The sequence below is a fragment of the Pseudomonas sp. 10B238 genome (assembly GCF_000970615.1).
Taxonomy (GTDB): domain Bacteria; phylum Pseudomonadota; class Gammaproteobacteria; order Pseudomonadales; family Pseudomonadaceae; genus Stutzerimonas.
In genome coordinates, this window is sequence record NZ_KQ033932.1 from 147,627 (window position 1) to 168,422 (window position 20,796).

At 59.5% G+C, this 20,796-nt stretch carries 21 protein-coding genes; 10 read left to right on the plus strand and 11 right to left on the minus strand.

The features are described from left to right. Positions 1 to 155: 155 nt before the first annotated feature. From moaE to dmeF, 5 genes are all read right to left on the minus strand, one after another. The gene (gene moaE, locus RT21_RS10795) at positions 156 to 620 is read right to left on the minus strand and encodes a molybdopterin synthase catalytic subunit MoaE (RefSeq protein WP_046162752.1); all 465 of its coding nucleotides are present in this window, start codon (positions 618 to 620) and stop codon (positions 156 to 158) included. A 2-nt stretch (positions 621 to 622) separates the two neighbouring features. Continuing rightward, positions 623 to 871, minus strand: a complete 249-nt coding sequence (locus tag RT21_RS10800; protein ID WP_046162753.1) for a MoaD/ThiS family protein — start codon at positions 869 to 871, stop codon at positions 623 to 625. Further along, a complete protein-coding gene (gene moaC / locus RT21_RS10805) occupies positions 868 to 1,338 on the minus strand; it encodes a cyclic pyranopterin monophosphate synthase MoaC (protein WP_046162754.1) in 471 nt (156 codons plus the stop codon). Before moaC ends, RT21_RS10800 begins: the two co-directional genes overlap by 4 nt. Positions 1,339 to 1,474: 136 nt before the next feature. Beyond that, on the minus strand, positions 1,475 to 2,863 hold the full coding sequence (locus RT21_RS10810) for a PhoH family protein (protein WP_045429469.1): 1,389 nt from the start codon (positions 2,861 to 2,863) through the stop codon (positions 1,475 to 1,477). A 266-nt stretch (positions 2,864 to 3,129) separates the two neighbouring features. After that, positions 3,130 to 4,080: a CDF family Co(II)/Ni(II) efflux transporter DmeF gene (gene dmeF, locus RT21_RS10815; protein ID WP_046162755.1), complete on the minus strand. Its 951-nt coding sequence runs from the start codon at positions 4,078 to 4,080 to the stop codon at positions 3,130 to 3,132. A 134-nt stretch (positions 4,081 to 4,214) separates the two neighbouring features. Between dmeF and yaaA the strand changes: the two genes are divergently transcribed. The 3 genes from yaaA (at position 4,215) to RT21_RS10830 (ending at position 7,734) form a co-directional block, all read left to right on the plus strand. Beyond that, positions 4,215 to 4,991, plus strand: coding sequence for a peroxide stress protein YaaA (gene yaaA, locus RT21_RS10820; RefSeq protein WP_046162756.1), 777 nt, complete (start codon positions 4,215 to 4,217; stop codon positions 4,989 to 4,991). A 719-nt stretch (positions 4,992 to 5,710) separates the two neighbouring features. Next, positions 5,711 to 7,156, plus strand: coding sequence for a mannose-1-phosphate guanylyltransferase/mannose-6-phosphate isomerase (locus RT21_RS10825; protein WP_045429475.1), 1,446 nt, complete (start codon positions 5,711 to 5,713; stop codon positions 7,154 to 7,156). 368 nt (positions 7,157 to 7,524) lie between these two features. Continuing rightward, a complete protein-coding gene (locus RT21_RS10830; RefSeq protein ID WP_045429477.1) occupies positions 7,525 to 7,734 on the plus strand; it encodes a hypothetical protein in 210 nt (69 codons plus the stop codon). A gap of 77 nt (positions 7,735 to 7,811) precedes the next feature. Here RT21_RS10830 and RT21_RS10835 read toward each other — a convergent pair whose 3' ends face one another. The 3 genes from RT21_RS10835 to purU are packed head-to-tail and all read right to left on the minus strand — an operon-like array spanning position 7,812 to position 10,414. Continuing rightward, positions 7,812 to 9,278: a helicase HerA-like domain-containing protein gene (locus tag RT21_RS10835; RefSeq protein ID WP_046162757.1), complete on the minus strand. Its 1,467-nt coding sequence runs from the start codon at positions 9,276 to 9,278 to the stop codon at positions 7,812 to 7,814. A gap of 38 nt (positions 9,279 to 9,316) precedes the next feature. After that, on the minus strand, positions 9,317 to 9,535 hold the full coding sequence (locus tag RT21_RS10840; protein ID WP_046162758.1) for a hypothetical protein: 219 nt from the start codon (positions 9,533 to 9,535) through the stop codon (positions 9,317 to 9,319). A 27-nt stretch (positions 9,536 to 9,562) separates the two neighbouring features. Beyond that, complete coding sequence (gene purU / locus RT21_RS10845; RefSeq protein WP_045429484.1) at positions 9,563 to 10,414, minus strand: formyltetrahydrofolate deformylase; 852 nt, start codon at positions 10,412 to 10,414, stop codon at positions 9,563 to 9,565. 466 nt (positions 10,415 to 10,880) lie between these two features. Here purU and mvaT point away from each other — a divergent pair, with 466 nt between their 5' ends. After that, complete coding sequence (mvaT, locus tag RT21_RS10850) at positions 10,881 to 11,258, plus strand: histone-like nucleoid-structuring protein MvaT (protein WP_045429487.1); 378 nt, start codon at positions 10,881 to 10,883, stop codon at positions 11,256 to 11,258. A gap of 76 nt (positions 11,259 to 11,334) precedes the next feature. On the opposite strand, the gene sbcB is transcribed toward mvaT, so the two are convergent. Next, positions 11,335 to 12,759, minus strand: a complete 1,425-nt coding sequence (sbcB, locus tag RT21_RS10855) for an exodeoxyribonuclease I (RefSeq protein WP_046162759.1) — start codon at positions 12,757 to 12,759, stop codon at positions 11,335 to 11,337. A gap of 252 nt (positions 12,760 to 13,011) precedes the next feature. Here sbcB and RT21_RS10860 point away from each other — a divergent pair, with 252 nt between their 5' ends. The 6 genes from RT21_RS10860 to RT21_RS10885 are packed head-to-tail and all read left to right on the plus strand — an operon-like array spanning position 13,012 to position 19,789. Beyond that, positions 13,012 to 13,722: an RDD family protein gene (locus RT21_RS10860; protein ID WP_046162760.1), complete on the plus strand. Its 711-nt coding sequence runs from the start codon at positions 13,012 to 13,014 to the stop codon at positions 13,720 to 13,722. Beyond that, positions 13,719 to 14,702, plus strand: a complete 984-nt coding sequence (locus RT21_RS10865; protein WP_046162761.1) for a stage II sporulation protein M — start codon at positions 13,719 to 13,721, stop codon at positions 14,700 to 14,702. The genes RT21_RS10860 and RT21_RS10865 overlap by 4 nt, the downstream gene beginning before the upstream one ends. After that, positions 14,689 to 16,254 carry a DUF4129 domain-containing protein gene (locus RT21_RS10870; protein WP_046162762.1) on the plus strand — a complete coding sequence of 522 codons (1,566 nt, stop codon included), beginning with the start codon at positions 14,689 to 14,691 and terminating at the stop codon, positions 16,252 to 16,254. The genes RT21_RS10865 and RT21_RS10870 overlap by 14 nt, the downstream gene beginning before the upstream one ends. Further along, a complete protein-coding gene (locus RT21_RS10875; RefSeq protein ID WP_046162763.1) occupies positions 16,247 to 17,422 on the plus strand; it encodes a DUF4350 domain-containing protein in 1,176 nt (391 codons plus the stop codon). The genes RT21_RS10870 and RT21_RS10875 overlap by 8 nt, the downstream gene beginning before the upstream one ends. Further along, complete coding sequence (locus RT21_RS10880; RefSeq protein WP_046162764.1) at positions 17,419 to 18,432, plus strand: AAA family ATPase; 1,014 nt, start codon at positions 17,419 to 17,421, stop codon at positions 18,430 to 18,432. The genes RT21_RS10875 and RT21_RS10880 overlap by 4 nt, the downstream gene beginning before the upstream one ends. A 25-nt stretch (positions 18,433 to 18,457) precedes the next feature. After that, positions 18,458 to 19,789, plus strand: coding sequence for a DUF58 domain-containing protein (locus RT21_RS10885; protein ID WP_046162765.1), 1,332 nt, complete (start codon positions 18,458 to 18,460; stop codon positions 19,787 to 19,789). Between the two features lie 69 nt (positions 19,790 to 19,858). Here RT21_RS10885 and RT21_RS10890 read toward each other — a convergent pair whose 3' ends face one another. Together RT21_RS10890 and RT21_RS10895 are read right to left on the minus strand one after the other, a co-directional pair. Beyond that, positions 19,859 to 20,293 carry a PilZ domain-containing protein gene (locus RT21_RS10890; RefSeq protein ID WP_045429504.1) on the minus strand — a complete coding sequence of 145 codons (435 nt, stop codon included), beginning with the start codon at positions 20,291 to 20,293 and terminating at the stop codon, positions 19,859 to 19,861. Positions 20,294 to 20,343: 50 nt separating this feature from the next. Further along, on the minus strand, positions 20,344 to 20,769 hold the full coding sequence (locus RT21_RS10895; protein WP_046162766.1) for a DUF4124 domain-containing protein: 426 nt from the start codon (positions 20,767 to 20,769) through the stop codon (positions 20,344 to 20,346). Positions 20,770 to 20,796 lie beyond the last annotated feature (27 nt).

Genomic DNA, 20,796 nt, shown 5'->3' on the forward strand with positions numbered 1-20,796 from the left:
AAGGCGAAGCTGTAACGGCTTCGCCTTCTTTTATCCGGTTTCGCCGCTGCGTCCAGGCTTTGATCTTCACGAGCAACGCTGTGGTCGTGCTGCGCTGAACGGGCATCATTCCGTGCTATCGACGCGCTGCTCTGCTAATTGCAGATCGCGCTCGGCTAGCTGCCCTCCCCCTGCTGCCAGCGATCGGCTGCAGCCTGATCGCTGCAGCGACCTTCGACCCAGCGCGTTCCCTCCGGGGTGTCTTCCTTTTTCCAGAAAGGCGCGCGGGTCTTCAGGTAATCCATGACGAATCGACACCCATCAAAAGCGGCCTCGCGGTGAGCGCTGGCGGCACCGACAAACACGATGGGCTCACCCGGTTCCAAGCGCCCTACTCGGTGCAGAATCTCCAACCTGAGCAGCGGCCAGCGCCCAGCAGCCTCGTCGATGATTTTCTGCAGCGCCTTCTCGGTCATTCCCGGGGCATGCTCGAGGAACATGCCGGCAACATCGCGACCCTCATTGAAATCACGTACGTAGCCGACGAAACCGGTGACCGCACCGATACCGAGATTGGCCGCATGCAAGGCATTGAGCTCGACGCCAGGGTCGAATGGACTCTGTTGGACTCGTACGCCCATGGTCAGCCTCCCGTCACGGTGGGAAAGAACGCTACTTCATCGCCGTCTGCGAGTGGCTCGTTGAGGCTGCACAGCTCCTGATTGCGCGCGCACATCAGATTCTGCTCACCAAGCACCGCCCACTCGGCCCCGCGTTCCAGCAGTCGCAAGCGCAGGTCGTCGATCTGTTGCCAGGAGGCGTCCCATTCCAACTGTTCGGAATCACGGCCCAGAGCCTCGCGATAACGCGCAAAAAACTGCACCTGGATCATGCTGGCACCTGCCAGTGACCACTCTTGCCGCCCAGTTTTTCCAACAGCCGAACACCCTCGATCACCATGCCCTTGTCGACCGCCTTGCACATGTCATAAATCGTCAGCGCTGCGACGCTCGCAGCGGTCAACGCTTCCATTTCCACACCGGTCTGGCCTGCCAGCTTGCAGCGCGCCTCGATCCTCACGCAATCGTCGCCTTCCGGCTGCAGGTCGATCCGGATGCTGGTCAACAATAAGGGATGGCAGAGGGGGATCAGTTCGTGAGTCTTTTTTGCTGCTTGAATGCCAGCGATACGGGCGACCGCGAAGACGTCGCCCTTCGGATGCCCGCCTTGCTGGATCATGTGCAGGGTTTCGGGAAGCATGCGAACTTTGGCTTCTGCAACCGCCTCGCGCGCCGTGACGGCCTTGGCAGTAACGTCGACCATGTTGGCCCGCCCTTGGGAATCGAGGTGCGTGAGCATTTCTAATCCTGCTGAGACTGTGAGGTCCCGCAGTTTAGCTCAGCTGGAAGCTGGAAGCTGGAAGCGAGCCCGTGCCATCGCTTCCTTCTACGCATTGATTGCTTGGAGCGGCTAACTCCAGCCTCCAGCAGTGTTACTACATATGGGCCTCGGCGTATTCGGCCAGGACCGAACGAGGAACGCCCTGCAAGGTGATGTGCATCCCGTGCGGGAAGTCCTTGAATCGTTCGGTGAGGTAGGTAAGCCCCGAGCTGGTCGCGGACAGGTACGGCGTATCGATCTGAGCCAGGTTACCGAGGCAGACCACCTTCGATCCGCTGCCGGCCCGGGTGATGATGGTCTTCATCTGATGCGGCGTCAGGTTCTGGCATTCATCAATGAGGATCAGGCTCTGCTGGAAGCTGCGCCCGCGGATGTAGTTGAGAGATTTGAACTGCAACGGCACCTTTTGCAGGATGTAGTCGACGCTGCCGTGAGTGCTCTCGTCGTCCATGTGCAGCGCTTCGAGGTTATCGGTGATCGCGCCCAGCCACGGCTCCATCTTTTCCGCCTCGGTGCCTGGAAGAAAGCCGATGTCTTCATCCAGGCCCTGCACGCTGCGCGTGGCGATGATGCGACGGTAACGCTTGCTCACCACTGTCTGCTCGATGGCGGCCGCCAGCGCCAGAATCGTCTTGCCCGAACCCGCAGCGCCCGACAGATTGACCAGATGAATATCCGGGTCGAGCAGTGCAAAGAGCGCCAATGCCTGATGAATATCACGCGGGCGCAGCCCCCAGGCCTCCTGATGGAGCAAGGGCTCCTGATGCATGTCGAGCAATAGCAATTCGTCGGCCTTGATGCCCTTGATCCAGCCAACGAAGCCTTGCTCATCGAGAATGAATTCGTTGACGTGCACGGCGGGCAAATTGTCGATCAACTGCACCCGATGCCAGGTGCGGCCATGTCCCTGATGAGTATCGACCTTGCTGACCCTGTCCCAGAACGACCCGCTGAGGCTGTGATACCCGCGGGACAGTTGCCCGACGTCGTCGACCAGTTTGTCAGTGTGGTAATCCTCCGAGGCGACGCCGCAGGCACGCGCCTTGAGCCGCATATTGATGTCGTTGGTGACCAACACCACCGGAACGTCCGCGCTGCGTCGCTGCAGATCGACGACCTGATTGATGATCTTGTTGTCGTTGAGGTCCTCTGGCAGCCCGTTTGAATCGGCGACTTTGCTCATCAGGATCGACAGGCTGCCGCAAGGGCCGCTTTTTTCACGCTGAATGGGGACGCCAAGTTCGACCTCTTCGGGGGTAGCGTCACCCAGCACCTTGTCGATCAGGCGGATCACCTGTCGACACTCTGCAGCCACGCTGTGCTTGCCGGTCTTGAGCTGGTCCAGCTCTTCGAGCACGGTCATCGGGATGGCGACCTGATGCTCCTGGAAGTTCAACAGCGCGTTGGGGTCGTGAATCAGAACGTTGGTATCAAGAACGTAAAGGGTGGGCTGAGTTGCGCGGGGTCTGCCGTAGTCATCCATACGCGATCACCTTTTCGGAGCCGGATCGACGGAGGGCCAAAGCGCTCCGCCGCAGAAAGAACCACCGTGCGCAAGGTGAGCGGACTTGGGTGGCAGGGGCTTGGGGCCACCCAGAGGCCGCCACCTGTGAGTGCAGGTTTCGGCGGTCTTGCATCAGGTAATACCGCAAAAAAGATGACAGGAAAAAGTCTTTTTCAAGCTGATGACGTTTTTTTATCGGAACGACGAATAGCGCTTGGCGCAGCCCGGAACCAGGATTAGTCTCGCTAATCAGCCTGCGCGTTTTCGCCGCACCTGCTCACCTCCGCCGTCACATGTACCAGTTCTGGAAACTCAGCCAGCTGAGCCTTGTAGCGATCGGCCGAATACGGCTGATGAGTAACAATACTGACGATGCAACTGTATTGCGCACGCCCGACTCGCCACAGATGCAGATCGGTCACGTCGGTATCCGGCAGTTGCTCCAACCGTTCCCGCACCCGCCGCACCAGTGGATCGTCCATTTCTCGATCCAGCAGCGCCTTTGTCGTTTCACGCAACAAGCCTTTGGCCCAGATCAGGATCACGATCGCACCGATGATGCCCATCAGCGGATCTAGCCAACCCCAACCGAAGTATTTGCCGCCCAGCAAGGCCACAATCGCAGCGACTGAGGTCAGGCCATCAGTCAACACATGGATGAAAGCCGCATGACGGTTCAAGTCCTTTCCTGGCGCGCTTGAATGATCGTGATCGTGATCGTGATCGTGGCCATGATGGTGGGGCTGGTCGCGTAGCAGCCAGGCGGACAGCATATTCACCAGCAAACCGATCACCGCAACCCATAGCGCCTCGTCAAAACCGATCCGGGCCGGTGACCAGAAGCGCATCAGCGACTCGCCAATCATCAGCAGGGCCACCATTACCAGCAATACAGCGCTGGCAAAGCCCGCCAACACTTCGATCTTCCAGGTTCCGAAGGCAAAACGCCGGTCGTACGCATAGCGTCGAGCGAGTAAGTAGGCGATCGCCGACATGCCGATCGCCACCATGTGCGATGCCATATGCCAGCCGTCCGCCAGCAAAGCCATCGAGTTGAACCAATAGCCAGCGACGATTTCGGCGACCATGGCCAAGCCTGTCAGCAGCACAACAGCCCAGGTCTGTTTTTCTGCGCCCGTCTCAAGAGGACGGTAATCGTGCGAGGGCTGCCAGTGCGAGTGGTTGCAGTCGGTCATGTGTCCTCCTTCGTCAGATCACAGAAGAGCGTGCCCCCTCGCCCCGAGTCAAGGTCAACAACTAATCGAGGCCATAGCTGGAGCGACAACGGCTATACCGCCTAGAATCCGCGGACATTAAAGGAGACCGTTGCATGCTGATGGTGATTTCCCCAGCCAAGACTCTGGACTACGACACCCCACCGACGACCCAACGCTTCACCCAGCCCGAACACCTGGACCACGCGCAGGCGCTGATCAGCCAGTTGCGCGACATGTCGCCCCAGCAAATTGGCGAACTGATGCACCTCTCCGACAAGCTCGCAGCGCTGAATGTGGCGCGCTATGGCAGTTGGGACGCGGCCTTCACACCGAACAATGCCAAGCAGGCGCTCCTCGCGTTCAAGGGCGATGTCTACACCGGCCTGAACGCCAACGACTTCACTGAAGAGGATCTCGATTTCGCTCAGCGCCACCTCCGCATGTTGTCCGGGCTCTACGGCGTCCTGCGACCGTTGGATCTGATGCAGCCCTATCGTCTGGAGATGGGCACGAAGCTGGCTAACCCACGCGGCAAGGATCTGTACGCCTTCTGGGGCGAAGGGATAAGCGAATGGCTCAACGAAGCACTGGCCGCACAGGGTGACGACGTCTTGCTCAACCTGGCTTCCAACGAGTACTTCGGCGCCGTGAAACGCAAGGCACTGAATGCGCGGGTGATCGATGTCGACTTCAAGGATATGAAGAACGGCCAATACAAGATCATCAGCTTCTACGCTAAGAAAGCCCGAGGTTTGATGAGCCGCTATGTGATCAAGGAACGCATCAAAAAACCCGAACAGCTGACTAGCTTTGACTACGACGGCTATCGCTATTGCCCTGACAGTTCATCGCCTGATCACCTGGTATTTCTGCGAGACGCTCAAGCCTGACTCCCTCCGCCGGGCCGTGCCCCCCTTCGCTTTCCTGGCGGGGGGAGCCCAGCCATCACGCCTCCAGACGCGATCTACCCTGCACACCAGAGCTGAACCCGCCCGCCAATCACAGCGTACAGCGCCAGCAGCCTGGCGCATTCTCTGCCCCCGTCAAAAACTCCCCGATCGACGGCACGCCAGCGGGGAACTATCCGAAGGCACCTGCAATCATAAGCGCGTACCGGCATTTCCAGGCGGAAAGGGACGTCGCACATGAACGTGCAGTGGAATTCAAAACAAGGTTTTCAGCGTGTCAGCCAAGGCAGACCCGTGAGGTCGCCGGGCGTGTTCAAGAGAGAACAGACTGGCCGGATCAGCGCTGTGTCGTTACTTATCAACGACTATCAGGCGCATCAGCCTCGGGCAGATAGAGCGCAGCCGAACGGCATGCCCACCTGCCTGCTCAAGATTGTTCAGACGCTCGCTGGCGTCGACCCCGGAACCGCTATCAGCTCCGCAATATCAAGTGCGGCGCCCATCAACTACCAGGCAGCACCTCCCACATTCAGGCTCGGAGCACGCAGTTCGCCCCGAAAACAGTGGTCCTGTAGGACAACTGAACTTGACGGCACGCGGCACCTGAAGGCCCGACCAAGAAGCGTATGGCGAGCACAGACCTCTGGCCGCCCACATGGACAAGAAGAACTTCCCCTTCTCAACGATTCAGGAGAAACAACATGATTCCGGTCATCCTCTCAGGCGGCAGCGGTTCTCGACTCTGGCCTCTTTCGCGGAAGGCATTCCCCAAACAGTTCCTCGCCCTTACGGCGGAGCAGACACTGTTTCAACAGACGATCGAGCGCCTGGCCTTCGAAGGCATGCAAGCGCCCCTGCTGGTCTGTAACAAGGAACACCGGTTCATCGTCAAAGAACAATTGGCGGCACGCAAGCTTCAAACTCAGGGCCTCATGCTTGAACCGTTCGGCCGCAACACTGCTCCGGCAATAGCCATTGCAGCGATGAAGTTGCTTGCCGATGACCGCGACGAGTTGCTTCTGGTGCTGCCGGCCGATCACGTCATCGAAGACCATAAAGCCTTCCAGCGCTCCCTCGCCCTGGCGACCAATGCAGCCGAAAATGGTGGCATGGTCCTGTTCGGTATCCCTGCCACCAGCCCGGAAACCGGCTACGGCTACATCAAATGCGATCATAAGGCACGTAACGGGCTGCCAGAAGGCGTCAACCGCGTCACACAGTTCGTTGAAAAGCCGGATGAAGTGCGCGCTCAGGAATACGTCGATTCCGGTGACTACTACTGGAACAGTGGCATGTTCCTGTTCCGTGCCAGCGTTTTCCTGGACGAGCTGAAGAAGCACGATCCGGATATCTATGACACCTGCTGGGTTGCACTGGAGCGCAGCATCAAGAACGGCGAAGAGCTGCTGATCGATCCAGCCACCTTTGCCTGCTGCCCGGACAACTCCATTGACTATGCGGTAATGGAAAAAACCGAACTGGCATGCGTCGTGCCCATGTCTGCGGGCTGGAGCGATGTTGGCTCCTGGTCATCGCTTTGGGATGTATTGGAAAAAGACGAAAACGGTAACGTGACCAGAGGCGACGTGATTGTCGAAGACAGCCGCAACTGCCTGGTTCACGGTAACGGCAAGCTGGTAACCGTAGTCGGCCTGGATAACATCGTTGTGGTCGAGACCAAAGACGCGACCATGATCGCTCACAAGGACAAGGTCCAGGACGTCAAGAAGCTGGTGAACAAGCTCGACGCCATGAACCGTTCCGAAACGCAGAACCACTGCGCCGTCTACCGCCCGTGGGGCTGGTACGACTCGGTCGATATGGGTGGTCGCTTCCAGGTCAAGCGGATCTGCGTCAATCCAGGTGCGCAGCTGTCGTTGCAGATGCACCACCATCGCGCCGAGCATTGGATCGTCGTCTCCGGCACCGCCCAGGTAACCTGCAACGACAAGACGTTCCTGCTAACCGAGAACCAGTCCACCTATATCCCGGTGACGTCCATCCACCGCCTGGCCAACCCTGGCAAAATCCCGCTGGAAATTATCGAGGTCCAGTCGGGCAGCTATCTGGGCGAGGATGATATCGAGCGTCTGGACGACGTATATGGCCGTGCGCCGAATGATGTGGCCAGCCAGTCGGCTCGCTAACTAGATGTGGCAAAAAAACCGCGCCCAATGAGGCGCGGTTTTTTTGTAAGCTTCTGCCGCGGATACTCATTGCTGAACTCGCTGGCTCCTCGAAATACTACCCCGACCGCAAAAACTTGTTCTTACAGCTCAAACCGCTAGCCCGCTTTTAGCGATAACTTGCGCGGGCATGCTTCATGATATGACTCAATACTGCATTACTACCGGATAGTTTTACGGGCACGCTTGTTTAGCCTAGCCCGCTTGCAGTAATGTTTCCCCTACCGCACACACACCCAACCCGAGCCGGGCCTCATTCGAGCCTATAGCTCGCACCCCTTAGCGCGCCGCGCTGCAAATAGACCTATAACAAAGAGGCAAAACAAGACGTGACAAAAGAAGAACTACGCGCCGAACTGGAGAAGCAAGCCAACCGTTTCCAGGCTGTGTATGGCGGGGAAATAACGACCTATGCCGCGCAGCCCGATCCCGAGCGGAAGCCATGGCGTAAAAAGCCGACCGTTCACGATCAGGTATTCAAGGCGGAGTTGCAGAAAATCGAAAAAGAGTTGTCAGAGCAAGCCGCTGAAGCCAAGTAACCCGCAGCGTTGTAAAAATATGCACCGCATGCCCTGCCGTCAGCAACAGCTTAGCCATCGCAACTGATCGCATCTGATCACCGCTTACCGCCCAACAAAGAGCCCAGAAGCCCCCGTGCCAACTGCCGGCCCAGCTGCGTCGCAGCCTGGCGCATTGCGCTCTTGAATACCCGCCCGGCAGCGTCACCTAGCGCATCGGTGACCTCGTTTCTTGACGTAGCGGCCTTCACTGGCGTTTGGTTGTCGGAAGCCTGCTTCGCCCGTTCGAGCAATATCTCATAAGCAGATTCGCGATCGACCGGCCTGTCGTAACGGCCTCGAAGGGGTGAACTGGCGATCAGGTCGTGTCGCTCGCGCTCAGTTAGCGGCCCGATCCGCGATTGAGGAGGCGCGACTGCAACACGTTGAGCCATCGACGGCGTGCCTCTGTCCTCGAGACCGCCGACCAGCGCTTCGCCGATCCCCAGCCCGGCCAAGGTGTCCAGAGACGAAAATGCCGGATTGGTGCGAAAACTTTCTGCTACCGCCCGCAGGGCTCTCTGTTCCTTGACCGTATAGGCCCTGAGCCCATGCTGCACGCGCAGGCCCAACTGAGCCAGCACATCGTCCGGCAGGTCCGTGGGGGACTGGGTGACGAAATACACGCCCACACCCTTCGAGCGAATCAGCCTGACCACTTGCAGCAACCTGTCCTGCAAGGCTTTCGGAGTGTCGTTGAAAAGGAGGTGCGCTTCATCGAAGAACAGCGCGAGCAGAGGTCGACCGGCATCGCCGCGCTCGGGAAGCTGTTCAAACAGCTCAGCCAGTAGCCACAGCAGGAACGTCGCATAGACTTTGGGCGCCTGATGCACGAGCTGGCTGGCGTCTAACAGATGGATCCGTCCGCGCCCGTCGTGCGCTGGCTGCAAGATGTCCTCAAGCGCCAGCGCCGGCTCACCGAAGAGCGCTTCGGCTCCCTGCTGCTCCAGTGTCGCCAGCCGCCGCAACAGCGCCTGAGACGATGCGCTCGTAAACAAGGCTGCATCGTCCCCGAGCACTTCAGGATGCAGTTTCAAATGAGCAAGCAACGACTTGAGATCTTTCAGATCGAGCAACAGCAGCGCTTCGCGATCGGCCACCTTGAATGCCGCATAGAGCGCCGCTTGCTGGCTATCGCTCAGCTCCAGCAGATTGCCTAGCAACAACGGTCCCATCTCGGTAAGCGTCGTCCGCAGTGGATGGCCACTCACGCCGTGCACGTCCCACAAGACCACCGGGTACGCTTGGGGTCGATGGTCGAGCCAGGGCATGCTGGCGATCCGCTCGGCGATCTTTCCTTGCGGATTGCCAGCGGCACCCAGGCCACACAAGTCGCCTTTGATATCCGCCGCGAAAACAGCGACGCCAGCCTCGCTGAACTGTTCCGCGAGGCGCTGCAAGGTCACCGTTTTGCCAGTACCCGTCGCACCGGCGACAAGACCGTGACGATTGGCCAGATGCAACGGGTGGACACTGGGTTCGCCCGTCGCGTCAGCACCTAATACCAGGCGGCCTGTCTGTTTCATCGCAGCCTCACAAGCAGTGGATTGGCCTGCAGCCCTCGCTAGCCCGCCAGCATCGAGCTGCTGGGTTCAGCATCGTCAATCGGAGTGTCACCGGCTGCGCCATCGAGCGCATTCAGATAACGCTTCCAGAGTGTTTCGGCATCCGGAAAGTCAGTCCCCAGCTCAGGGCCCATCTGGTCAGGGTCGTAGCGCTGGGTACAACCACTACCGATAATCGGTGGCGCCTTCGCGCCAGCCTTGTCCAGTGGGTTGCTCATCTCGCCTCCGGCGCCAGTCGTGATGGATCAGTTGAATACCAGCGTCTTGTTGCTATGCACCAGTACTCGGTCTTCCAGGTGATAGCGCAAACCACGCGACAGCACCATCTTTTCCACGTCCTTACCCAGCCGAACCATGTCCTCGATGCTGTCACGATGGCTGACGCGCACCACGTCCTGCTCGATGATCGGTCCGGCATCGAGCTCTTCGGTCACGTAATGGCAAGTCGCACCGATAAGCTTGACACCCCGCAACGAGGCCTGGTGGTAAGGCTTTGCCCCGACGAACGATGGCAGAAAGCTGTGATGGATATTGATCACCCGCTGCCCATATTCCTCGCAGAGCTCGGCCGGCAGAATCTGCATGTAGCGCGCCAGTACAATGGCGTCGGCGCGTTGCTCGCGAACCAGGCGCGACACCTCGGCAAAAGCCTCGTCCTTGCGCCCCGGCTGGACAGGCACATGGAAATACGGAATGCCATGCCACTCGACCATGCTGCGCAGGTCGTCATGATTGGAGATCACACAAGGAATGTCGCAATCCAGTTCCCCACTGTGCCAACGATGCAGCAAATCAGCGAGGCAGTGCGACTCGCGGCTGGCCATCAGCACTACCCGCTTGCGCTGAGCTGAGTCGGTAATGCGCCATTCCATGGAAAACTCGCGCGCGATTGGTGCAAAGGCTTGGCGAAACCCATCAAGATCGAACGGCAGCGAGTCGGCCCGAATCTCGTGCCGCATGAAGAACCAACCACTCTGATGATCGGAATGGTGATTGGCTTCGGTGATCCAGCCATTGTAGGTCGCCAGGAAATTACCGACCTTGGCCACAATGCCGACGCCGTCGGGACAGGCGATAACCAGCCTGAATGTGCGCATTTTTAAGTTAACTCCGGCTTACCCATAAAGACCGGGCATTCTAGCGCAGCGAAGAAAACCACCACCATATTATTCAGCCGGACCAAAGCATGGCACGGACTGCCGCCCGCGCGCGGATCGAGTCGTTCCTGTAGAGCGAAAAGAAACACTGCGATTAAAACCGTAATAATCGGAGGGCCAAGTTGCCGTTGGCCCCCAGTGGGCAAGGGAAACACAACACCACCAAAAGATAGGGAGCCGATTTTTATCAAATATCGAGACGGCATATTAAGCGTGACGGGATCCGTCGCGACCTTCGATTATGTGCAGTACTTCACCGATGCCGGGTTTAACTAGGCACTTCGAATCGCCCTGCACCGCGATGAAACAAAGTAAGCAAAACTTTACCCAGGCCAACATTTACTTGTCCGCGGCAGCTGTCTATGATTGCTGTCACTTGCGTTCAAACCTATACCAAGGAAGTGACATGTCGCTGATCAATGAATACCGCGCTACTGAAGAAGCTATCAAGGAACTACAGGAACGCCTGAAGTCCCTGTCAGAAGATGACAAGCTGAAAAAGGAACTTGAGTTTGAAGGCAAACTGCGCGAGCTGATGGGCGAATATCAAAAGTCGCTTCGCGACATTATCGCTCTACTCGATCCGGATGCCCGCAGCAACAAGCCGCAGCGTGCATCCAAGGCGCCTGCCACAACCAAGCGCGCCCGCCGCGTCAAGCAGTACAAGAATCCGCACAACGGTGAAGTGATTGAAACCAAAGGTGGCAATCACAAAACGTTGAAAGAGTGGAAAGCACAATGGGGCTCCGACGAGGTTGAAAGCTGGGCCACTCTGTTGGGCTAAGTTTTACGCCACACCCCTAAAAGCCATCTGACGCAGCCTTGCTCAGATGGCTTTTTTGTTCTCTGACCAAGCATCTTCAGAGCATGTAACGTTCACGCAAGCTGCGAGCATGGAGCGACCATTGCTGCAGTAGACGTGCTTGTTCGGCTGTTGCCGACGGCAATAAAGCCAGCAACGCTTGCTCAAAGTGTTCCAAGGTATTCGGTGCGCCAAATTCGGGCACCATCAGGCGCTGCCTACAAAAGGCTTGCCATTGCTGGGCTTCGGCCGGCGATAGACACTCGGGAAAGTTACGTGCGCGGTAGCGAAAATGCAGCTCTGGCAAGCGCGGATCATCAAACGGCGGCGCGCCGTCACTCGCAATCGGCGGAGCGTTTCGTACTTGCTCGCACAAACGCCGGTCACGCTCACTGAAGAATCCGTCATATAACTGCTGCTCCGGATCCGACGACGCCACAAACGCATCCTCCTGATAGATGTCGGCAAGCTTCCAGCGCCATTCGGGTTCCCGCCCGCGTAATTCGGCAGCTCTCGCCTCATAACATTGGATATCCAGTCCTAGCCGCTCGATATCTGAGTGGCGCAGCACGCTCATTGGCGCCAGCACTGGGCAACGGTTCATGTGAACGAGTTTCAAGGGGATCGGAAGTTTCTCGCCCAAGTCCTCCCGACGAGTATAAAGCCGCTCGCGAATAGCCTCGGCCTGCTCCTCCCAAAGGGGCGCACATTCGGCGTTCAGGTCGCAGACAATCAACGCGTTACGGTTGCGAGGATGCCAGGCCAGCGGTAGTACCACCGATAGAAAATGACGCGCCGCGGAAAACCGACCCGATATGTGCACCATTGGTTTGAGCAGCTGGACTTGCTCGATCACTGCATGTTTACGACGTAGCTTGTAGAGATAGTCGTAAAGCCGCGGTTGACGCTCACGGAGCAGCCGAGCCAAGGCAATCGTCGCCCGCACATCGGACAATGCATCGTGTGCATTCAAATGTTCAAGACCGTTGGCTGCACTGAGCCGCTCCAATTTTAACGTGACCCTTCCCTCCTCTTCAGGCCAAACAATCCCTTCCGGCCGCAACGCGTAGGCGGTGCGCACTAGGTCAATGATGTCCCAGCGGCTATTACCGCCCTGCCATTCGCGGGCATAGGGGTCGAAAAAGTTGCGATATAGGCTGTAGCGCAGCACTTCATCATCAAAACGAAGGCTGTTGTATCCCGCGCCACAGGTACCCGGCACAGCCAGTTCATGGTGCAGCCGGGCCACGAACTCCGCCTCGCACAGGCCTTTTTCCGCTAGCGTGGCGGGCGTTATGCCCGTGACCAGGCACGCGGCTGGATGCGGGAGAATGTCGTCACCCAAACGACAGTAAATGTTCAGCGGCTCGCCAATCTCTTCCAACGCCTCGTTGGTGCGAATACCGGCCACTTGCACAGGCCGATCGCAGCGAGGGGAGATACCGGTTGTTTCGAAGTCGTACCAGAAGATGCTGGAGGTCAAGGGAGCTTCCTTCTCGATTGTCGCGCCCAGTCTAGCGCGCCAGACCGCCCTCAACGAATGGTCGGGGCTCTGGTTCGAGTGGAGTTTCGACACAGACCTGAGCAATCTGCCCGCATATCAATCGGAACTGCCAAACCGGTTATGGCCGTAGATGCTATTCGATGGTTTCATTCGCCGGGCGCGGCATCGCGGGCCGTTGCTCGATGCGCGATGTGCGCATAGCATCCAGTCCCCCACTAGCGAGCCTACGCCGTGACATCCGCCCTTTCAGCCACTACTGCATTGCTGGATAACACGCTCCGCGTCGAAACGCCGGAAGGTATAGATTTGCTGCTCCATCCAGCAGGCCTGGTCCCTCGCGCGCTGGCGTTTGCACTGGACCTGCTGATAAGAGGCGCGATACTCGCGATTCTGGGCTTTGCATTCGCTTCGTTGGGCAAATTTGGCATGGGTGTCGGTGCGCTGCTGCTGTTTCTGGTGCAATGGTGGTACATGGTGCTCTTCGAAGTGTTGAATCAGGGGCGCACACCGGGCAAGCAATGGCTAGGGCTGCGCGTCATCCATGACGACGGCACGCCGGTCGGCTGGGCCTCTTCCCTGACCCGCAACCTATTGCGTTTCGTCGACATGCTGCCTTTCGGCTACTTTCTCGGGTCGCTCTGCTGCCTCTGGCATCCATCGTTCAAACGATTGGGCGACCTCGCCGCAGGAACGGTGGTCGTGTACGGCGAGCGCAACATCAGCGCGCCCGCACTACCCGCGGCTGAAGCAGTCGCGTCGCCGTTGCCCCTTACGCTGGCTGAGCAGCACGCCCTGATCGCCTTTGCCGAGCGCCATTCGACGCTGTCTGCGGAAAGGCGCCTGGAACTGGCCTCAATCCTGGCCGAAGCGCTGCAGGTTGCGCCAGCGCAGGCAGAGACTCGAATTCACAGCATTGCTCGCAGTCTGGTGGGGCCGGCATGAAGCAGAGCCAGTTCGAAACCCGGCACCAGGCCGAATGGCAAACGTTCGATGAAACCCTCGCAGCATTGGAGCGAGGCAAAGGCAACCAACCAAGCTTGATCGCTGACTTTCCAGCGGCCTATCGGAGGCTCTGCCAGCAGCTGGCATTGGCGCAGGCGCGCGGCTACAGCATGCGCTTCGTTGAGCGCCTGCAGCTGCTGGTTCAACGCGGACACCATCAACTGTATCGCCACCGTAGCCCGCTAGGTGGTCGCCTGCTCGGCTTCTTTCTGGGCGGTTTCGGCAGGCTGGTTCGCGCAGAGTGGCGCTATCTGGCAGCCGCGAGTCTGATTTTCTACGGCAGCCTGCTGGGCATGGCCGGGTTGGTGCTGGCATTTCCGGAACTGGTCTATAGCCTGATCAGCCCCGAGCAGGTCGCTGAAATGGAAGCCATGTACGACCCCGACGCCAGCCGTCTCGGTCGCTTCGGCGAGCGTGGGTCAGCTGACGACTGGGTGATGTTCGGCTATTACGTGATGCACAACATTGGCATTGCGTTCCAGACCTTTGCCGGTGGCCTGCTGTTCGGCATTGGCAGCCTGTTCTATCTGCTATTCAACGGATTGATCATCGGCGCGATTGCCGGCCATTTGACCGAAATCGGCTACGACCAGCCGTTCTGGTCATTTGTCATCGGCCATGGGGCTTTCGAACTGACAGCGATCACTTTGGCGGGTGCGGCGGGGTTGAAGTTGGGTGCAGCCCTCGTTGCACCTGGTCGCCACACACGCAGCGAGGCATTGCGCCTGGCGGCCGCTACGGCAGTCCGATTGATCACGGGAGCCATATTATTCCTGTTGATTGCTGCCTTTATCGAGGCGTACTGGTCTTCGATGACTTATCCCTCAGCCCCGGTCAAATACGCCGTGGGCGCGCTATTGTGGCTGCTGGTCGGCGCCTATCTGACACAAAGCGGACGGCGGTTCCATGCAGCTGAATGATGCCAGCATGGCGATTCGTCCTCGCACCGCCTGGGAGGCGCTGGATCTCGGCGTTCTCCTGGCACGCCGTCATGTCGCACTGCTGATGCTCAGCTGGGCGCTGGTGACACTGCCGATATTCGCCCTGTTCAGCCTGTTGTTCTGGCAATACCCGACGCTTGCTTTGTTGCTGTTCTGGTGGCTCAAGCCGCTCTATGAACGACTACCACTGTTCATCCTGTCGAGGGCGCTGTTCGGCGACACACCGACCCTGCGCCAATGCCTCAGGGCGCTGCCGCAACTGCTGCGCTCCCAGTGGTTTGCCAGCGTGACCTGGCGCCGTTTCAGCGTGACTCGAAGTTTCGATCTTCCAGTGCTCCAGCTCGAGCAACTGAGTGGCTCGGCCCGCCAGCAGCGCCTCGCTGTGCTGGGGCAACGAGACAGCCGGGCCGCATCCTGGTTGACCCTGGTCGGCATGCACCTGGAGATGGGGTTGTGGCTAGGTGCCCTCGCGCTGATGTACATGCTCATCCCACAGCAAATGCTGGCCGACTGGAACTGGCAGGACCTGCTCGGCATGAGCGGCGACTGGCTATGGTTCGAACACTTGTCCAACTTGATGTATGCGCTTGTGCTGGCGGTCTGGGAGCCGATCTATGTCGCCAGCGGTTTCAGCCTGTATCTGAACCGCCGAACCACGCTTGAGGCCTGGGATGTCGAACTGACGTTTCGCCGCCTGCAGGCTCGCGTGAAGACGGTGATGTCGGTACTGCTAGTGGGGATGGGGCTGTGGTTGCTGCCGGTGCCCAACGCGGCACTGGCTGCGCCTGATGCAGACGAAACAGTTCAGACGAAAGAGGCCTCCGGCCCACAAAGTGATCGCCTGCTCAAGCAGCCCTTGACCAGCAGGGCAGCCAGTGAGCGGATCAGTGAGTTACTCGACCAGCCACCTTTCCGAAACCGCGAGACCGTTACCCGCTGGCGCTTCACTGATGAGACAGATGGCGAGCCGGGCTGGTTCGCGCGCCTGCTTGAACGGCTGCTACGTAGCGAGCTGGCGGCACAGCGCCCCGACCGCCTGGCAAGCGTGATCGAAGTATTCCTCTGGGCCGCATTGTTCGGCCTGACCGGGTGGCTGCTATGGCGCTATCGGGACTGGATCAAGCTGTACGTGAACCCGCGTCAGACGTTGCGATTCAGGCAAAGGCAACCTGCGCCCTCCGCACTGTTCGGACTGGACGTGCAACCCGAAAGTCTTCCGCCGGACGTGATCGCCGAGGTGCAGCGGCTTTGGCACGATCATCCACGCGAAGCGCTCGGCCTGCTCTACCGGGCTTTTCTCAGCCGCCTATTGCACGAGCGGCAACTGCCATTAAAAAGCTCACATACCGAGGGTGAAATACTCGAACTGCTGCGACACGAGGCTCAGCCACAGCTGCTCGACTACGCCGAGGCCTTGACCCGCCACTGGCTTGGCCTGGCCTACGGGAATCAACTGCCTCCCGATGCGACTCGAGACGAGCTTTGCCAGCGCTGGCTCACTGTGTTTGGCAGTGAGGCCTCGCATGACTAGGCCGCGTCGTCTTTTGCTGCTAATAGCGGGCGCGCTGCTGCTTGGCCTGATGCTGTTTTTTGCAATCAGCAGGGCAACCCCCTACGAAGAAACGATCGAGCATGGACCGGCACCGGAAGTGCGCAGCAATCCGTATCTCGCTGCAGAGCGCTTCCTGACCGACCAGGGGCGCGCCGTCGATCATGCGCAAGGCCTCGGCGGGCTTACCGAAACCAAGGACAGTCGGCAGGTGCTTTTATTGCTCGGAGAGCGCAGCACCATGACGCCCGCCCAGGCCGAACGCCTGTTGCACTGGGTTGATAAGGGTGGCCACCTGGTGTTTGTCGCAGAGCGGATCTGGGACGAAAACGCAGGCAACAGCGGCGACTTGCTACTCGATGCGCTGAACCTGCAGCAGCACGAAGCCAGCGAGAAACCCGACGACAGCCACGTCGCCGATGGTGCTGCCAACGTAGAGAAGCGCCCCGTGCTGACCCGCCTCTATCTGGAGAACGAGAACGCCCCCGCCTATCTGGCTTTCGACACCAACTATCACCTTTACGACGCCGGTGGCGGTGCGCATGCATGGGCCAACAGCGCCAGCGCGACGCACATGCTGCAACTGCGGCACGGGAGCGGCCTGATCACCGCACTCACCGACAGCTGGATCTGGCAGAACGATGCGATTGCCCAGTACGACCATGCCTGGCTGCTGTGGTATCTCACCCAGGACCGCGACGTGACGCTGATCTATCGCACCGACCATGACGGTCTGCTGCAACGTTTGCTGCGTTATTTTCCTGAGGCCTTGTCCGCCGCACTTTTGTTACTGCTGCTGGGCTGCTGGCACGCAGCGCAGCGCCAAGGCCCGCTATTGGAACCCGCCGACCGAGGTCGCCGACAGCTTCGAGAGCATTTGCGAGGCAGCGCAGATTTTCTCTACCGGCGCGCCGGACAGCGGCACCTGATCGCCACCCTGCAGAACGACATTCTCCGTCAGGCTCAGCACCGTCATCCCAACCTGATGGCGCTCGACCATGCGGACTTGTGCAAGGTCCTCGCGCAACTAAGCCGAACTCCCATTGAAGCCGTTACCCATGCCATGCGGTCGTCGCTGGATAAAAAGATGAGTAATGCCGATTTCACCCGTCAGGTTGCCCGCCTGCAAAGCCTCAGGAATGCGTTATGAGCGATACAACACCGGAACCGAACGACGTGGCTCCGAATACGAGCCCGAACACGCAGCGCCAGCGCGCCAGCCAACTTGCACAGGCGCTACGCCAAGAGCTGCATAAAGCCGTCATTGGTCAACAGGACGTGGTAGACGGCGTGCTTACAGCGCTGATTGCGGGCGGTCACGTGCTGGTTGAAGGCGTCCCGGGGCTTGGCAAAACGCTACTGGTGCGGGCACTGGCACGGTGCTTTGGTGGCGACTTTGCGCGTATCCAGTTTACGCCGGACCTGATGCCCAGCGACATCACCGGCCATGCGGTGTATGACTTGGCCAGCGAACAGTTCAAGTTGCGCAAGGGCCCTGTGTTCACCAACCTGCTGCTGGCCGATGAGATCAATCGCGCACCTGCCAAGACCCAGGCGGCGCTGCTGGAAGTCATGCAGGAGCGTCAGGTCACCCTCGAAGGCCGCGCGCTCGCCGCGCCGCAGCCGTTCCTGGTGATGGCCACGCAGAACCCCATCGAGCAGGAAGGCACCTATCCGTTGCCGGAGGCCGAGCTCGACCGCTTCATGTTGATGCTGCGCATGGACTATCCCCAGGCGGACGAAGAGTTGGCCCTGGTTAGTCAGGTCACTCGATCAGTTCGCACCGACATTCTCGATGTCAGTGGGTTGCGGGTTTTGCTACAGGCAAAGGATGTCCAGGCGCTACAGAAAATTGCCAGTGACCTGCCATTGGACGATCAGGTGCTCGACTATGCCGTCCGGCTGGCCCGAGCCACCCGCAGCTGGCCGGGACTTTCTCTGGGCGCAGGACCACGAGCATCGATCGCGCTGGTGCGCTGCGCCCGCGCACGCGCCTTGTTGCGCGGCGGCGATTTCGTCGTTCCGGACGATGTAAAAGGCTGCGCCCTGGCGGTTTTGCGGCATCGCGTCAGGCTTTCACCTGAACTCGACATCGAAGGCACTTCGGTGGACCAACTGCTCCAGCAGCTGCTTGAGCAGATCGCGGCCCCGCGCCTGTGACACCAACCGGCCTGCGAGCCCTTCAATGAATCCGTCACGTCGATTGCTCTACGCCTTCGCCGCCCTGCTCTGCCTAGGACTGTTGCTAGGTATCGCAGCGGCGCTCGGCAGTCCCCTGCTCTCGGGTGCTCATACGGCTTGGTGGGGGTTGTTGCTGTGCCTGGGATTGGTGGCCATTGTCGACGCCTTGCGCCTGCGCCGCCTGCCCTCGCCTGAGCTGCGACGTGTACTGGCTGGCAATCTCGCCTTGGGCCGTTGGCATGACGTTCAGCTCGAGATTCGACATCCGCAGGCGCAAGCCATGGATGCCGAGATTTTCGACCATGCGCCGGCCGGGCTCGACGTGCAGGAGTTGCCACAGCAGGTGCAGCTACCAGCGGGGCAGCACTGCCAGCTCAGTTACCGCCTGCAACCGATGCGGCGCGGCCACTTCCATTTCCAGCACTGCGAGATTCGCTTGTTCAGCCCACTGGGGCTGTGGCGAGAACGCCGTTTGCTGCCGCTGCAATCGCAGACTAAGGTTTATCCCGACTTCACCCAGCTGCACGGTGCGCCCTTGATGGCAGTGGACCGCTGGCTGAGCCGCCTGGGTGTGCGCCAGCAGCCAAGGCGGGGGCTTGGCATGGACTTCCACCAACTGCGCGAATTTCGGGAAGGCGACACCCTGCGCCAGATCGACTGGAAGGCAACAGCCCGTAAACGCGCACCCATCGTTCGCGAATATCAGGACGACCGCGACCAGCAGATTCTGCTCATGCTTGACTGTGGCAGACGCATGCGTAGCCAGGACGGTTCGCTCACGCACTTCGATCATGCGCTCAATGCCAGTCTGCTATTGGGGTATGTCGCCTTACGCCAGGGTGACGCGTTGGGTCTTTACACCTTCGCCACCGAGCAACGGCGCTTCTTCGCCCCAGCCAAAGGCCAGACGCAACTCAACGCGTTGCTCAATGGCGTTTATGACCTGGCCAACACGCAGCGACCGGCTGATTTCACGTTTGCCGCCAACGATGTGCTGACGCTGCAGAAACGCCGCGCGCTGGTGATCATCCTGAGTAACCTGCGCGACGAGGACGACGAGACACTGCTCGGCGCCGTCCGGCGGCTTTCCCGTCGCCATCGTGTACTGGTCGTGAGCCTGCGCGAGCCGGTTCTAGACAACCTACGCCAGCAGCCTGTCCGCAGCTTTCAGGACGCCCTCGATTATTGCGGCACGCTCGACTACCTAAGCGCTCGGGGCCGGCTTCATGAACAGCTTCTCGCCCACGGCGTGCCAGTGCTCGATGCCCGCCCGCACGAGCTGGGACCAGAGCTGATCAGCCGCTATCTGGCGTGGAAGAAAGGTGGTGTGCTGTAACCGATGTGTGCTCACTTTCAAGCAGAAAGCGCTTGTGCCTCGCACAGCTGGCCGTAGTGCAGATGGCGTTCAGGTACCTTGGCAGCAATCCTGATCGGCGGCCTTGTTACCGGCTGACTCGATACGCGGCAGTCGCGCCGGTGGAATGTGCTGCATGGGCCGAAAGCTGAAGTAGTGGTGCAGCGCATCGATCATTTCGCGAATCTCACGGGGCGGTGAGACAAATACGAAACCTGAATCGAAGCTGCCGGGCGTAACGTCTTCGCGTGACCAACGACAGATCGCACTGAAATCGACGTAACGCAGCTGGCTATGCTGGCCTGGAATTTTCAGACGCATATCGAAACGTATGTCAGTCATCATCGGGTAGGGGCTGATGAGCATCAGCCCGGACTCGGACAGGTTGCCAATGAAACCCAACGGCTTGTCCGTGAAATGGTTGAACACGTTGAGGTAATACGGCAATTGATGCCGTTGAATACTGCGTTGATTGTGCATGTCCATCGATTGCGGGCCTGCCGCCAAGTTTTATCGCTGCCGCCGTCTCCGGCCACTCAGCTGCAGTTCTGACTGATACGACTGGCCAACTGCCGCCGCGCCGCCCCTATTTCTTCATCACTGTAGTAGACGCGCTCACCCTTTGCATCGGCACTGAAATAGCGCCCTCCATGAGACAGGCGTGACAAACGGTTTTGCAGCTGCTGGCACTCGCGCTCTCGTTGCGCCTGCCTAGCGCTCGCCGCCACATTGGCCGCCTCCTGCTCCTCGCGACGAGCCTCGAAGAAGCGCTCCGTGCGCGCCTGCCGCTCGCGGGTCGCGTCGTCTCTATCGATCACCTGCGGCCGAACCTCGACCGGCTCCGCACCCGGCTGCGGCTTCGCGCTGAAATGCACATTGCCCCCGGAATCAACCCAGCGGTAGATATCGGCGGCCGCCAGAGGGGCGAAGAAAATGCTGACTATCAGTACTGCGATACGCATGGGGTCCTTCCCTGCCGGTCTGTTGGC

Excerpts from the sequence above, each read along its gene's own strand:
- moaE (WP_046162752.1), bottom strand. The coding sequence starts at position 620 with ATGGGCGTACGAGTCCAACAGAGTCCATTCGACCCTGGCGTCGAGCTC.
- RT21_RS10800 (WP_046162753.1), bottom strand. The coding sequence starts at position 871 with ATGATCCAGGTGCAGTTTTTTGCGCGTTATCGCGAGGCTCTGGGCCGT.
- moaC (WP_046162754.1), bottom strand. The coding sequence starts at position 1,338 with ATGCTCACGCACCTCGATTCCCAAGGGCGGGCCAACATGGTCGACGTT.
- RT21_RS10810 (WP_045429469.1), bottom strand. The coding sequence starts at position 2,863 with ATGGATGACTACGGCAGACCCCGCGCAACTCAGCCCACCCTTTACGTT.
- dmeF (WP_046162755.1), bottom strand. The coding sequence starts at position 4,080 with ATGACCGACTGCAACCACTCGCACTGGCAGCCCTCGCACGATTACCGT.
- yaaA (WP_046162756.1), top strand. The coding sequence starts at position 4,215 with ATGCTGATGGTGATTTCCCCAGCCAAGACTCTGGACTACGACACCCCA.
- RT21_RS10825 (WP_045429475.1), top strand. The coding sequence starts at position 5,711 with ATGATTCCGGTCATCCTCTCAGGCGGCAGCGGTTCTCGACTCTGGCCT.
- RT21_RS10835 (WP_046162757.1), bottom strand. The coding sequence starts at position 9,278 with ATGAAACAGACAGGCCGCCTGGTATTAGGTGCTGACGCGACGGGCGAA.
- RT21_RS10840 (WP_046162758.1), bottom strand. The coding sequence starts at position 9,535 with ATGAGCAACCCACTGGACAAGGCTGGCGCGAAGGCGCCACCGATTATC.
- purU (WP_045429484.1), bottom strand. The coding sequence starts at position 10,414 with ATGCGCACATTCAGGCTGGTTATCGCCTGTCCCGACGGCGTCGGCATT.
- mvaT (WP_045429487.1), top strand. The coding sequence starts at position 10,881 with ATGTCGCTGATCAATGAATACCGCGCTACTGAAGAAGCTATCAAGGAA.
- RT21_RS10865 (WP_046162761.1), top strand. The coding sequence starts at position 13,719 with ATGAAGCAGAGCCAGTTCGAAACCCGGCACCAGGCCGAATGGCAAACG.
- RT21_RS10870 (WP_046162762.1), top strand. The coding sequence starts at position 14,689 with ATGCAGCTGAATGATGCCAGCATGGCGATTCGTCCTCGCACCGCCTGG.
- RT21_RS10875 (WP_046162763.1), top strand. The coding sequence starts at position 16,247 with ATGACTAGGCCGCGTCGTCTTTTGCTGCTAATAGCGGGCGCGCTGCTG.
- RT21_RS10880 (WP_046162764.1), top strand. The coding sequence starts at position 17,419 with ATGAGCGATACAACACCGGAACCGAACGACGTGGCTCCGAATACGAGC.
- RT21_RS10885 (WP_046162765.1), top strand. The coding sequence starts at position 18,458 with ATGAATCCGTCACGTCGATTGCTCTACGCCTTCGCCGCCCTGCTCTGC.
- RT21_RS10890 (WP_045429504.1), bottom strand. The coding sequence starts at position 20,293 with ATGGACATGCACAATCAACGCAGTATTCAACGGCATCAATTGCCGTAT.
- RT21_RS10895 (WP_046162766.1), bottom strand. The coding sequence starts at position 20,769 with ATGCGTATCGCAGTACTGATAGTCAGCATTTTCTTCGCCCCTCTGGCG.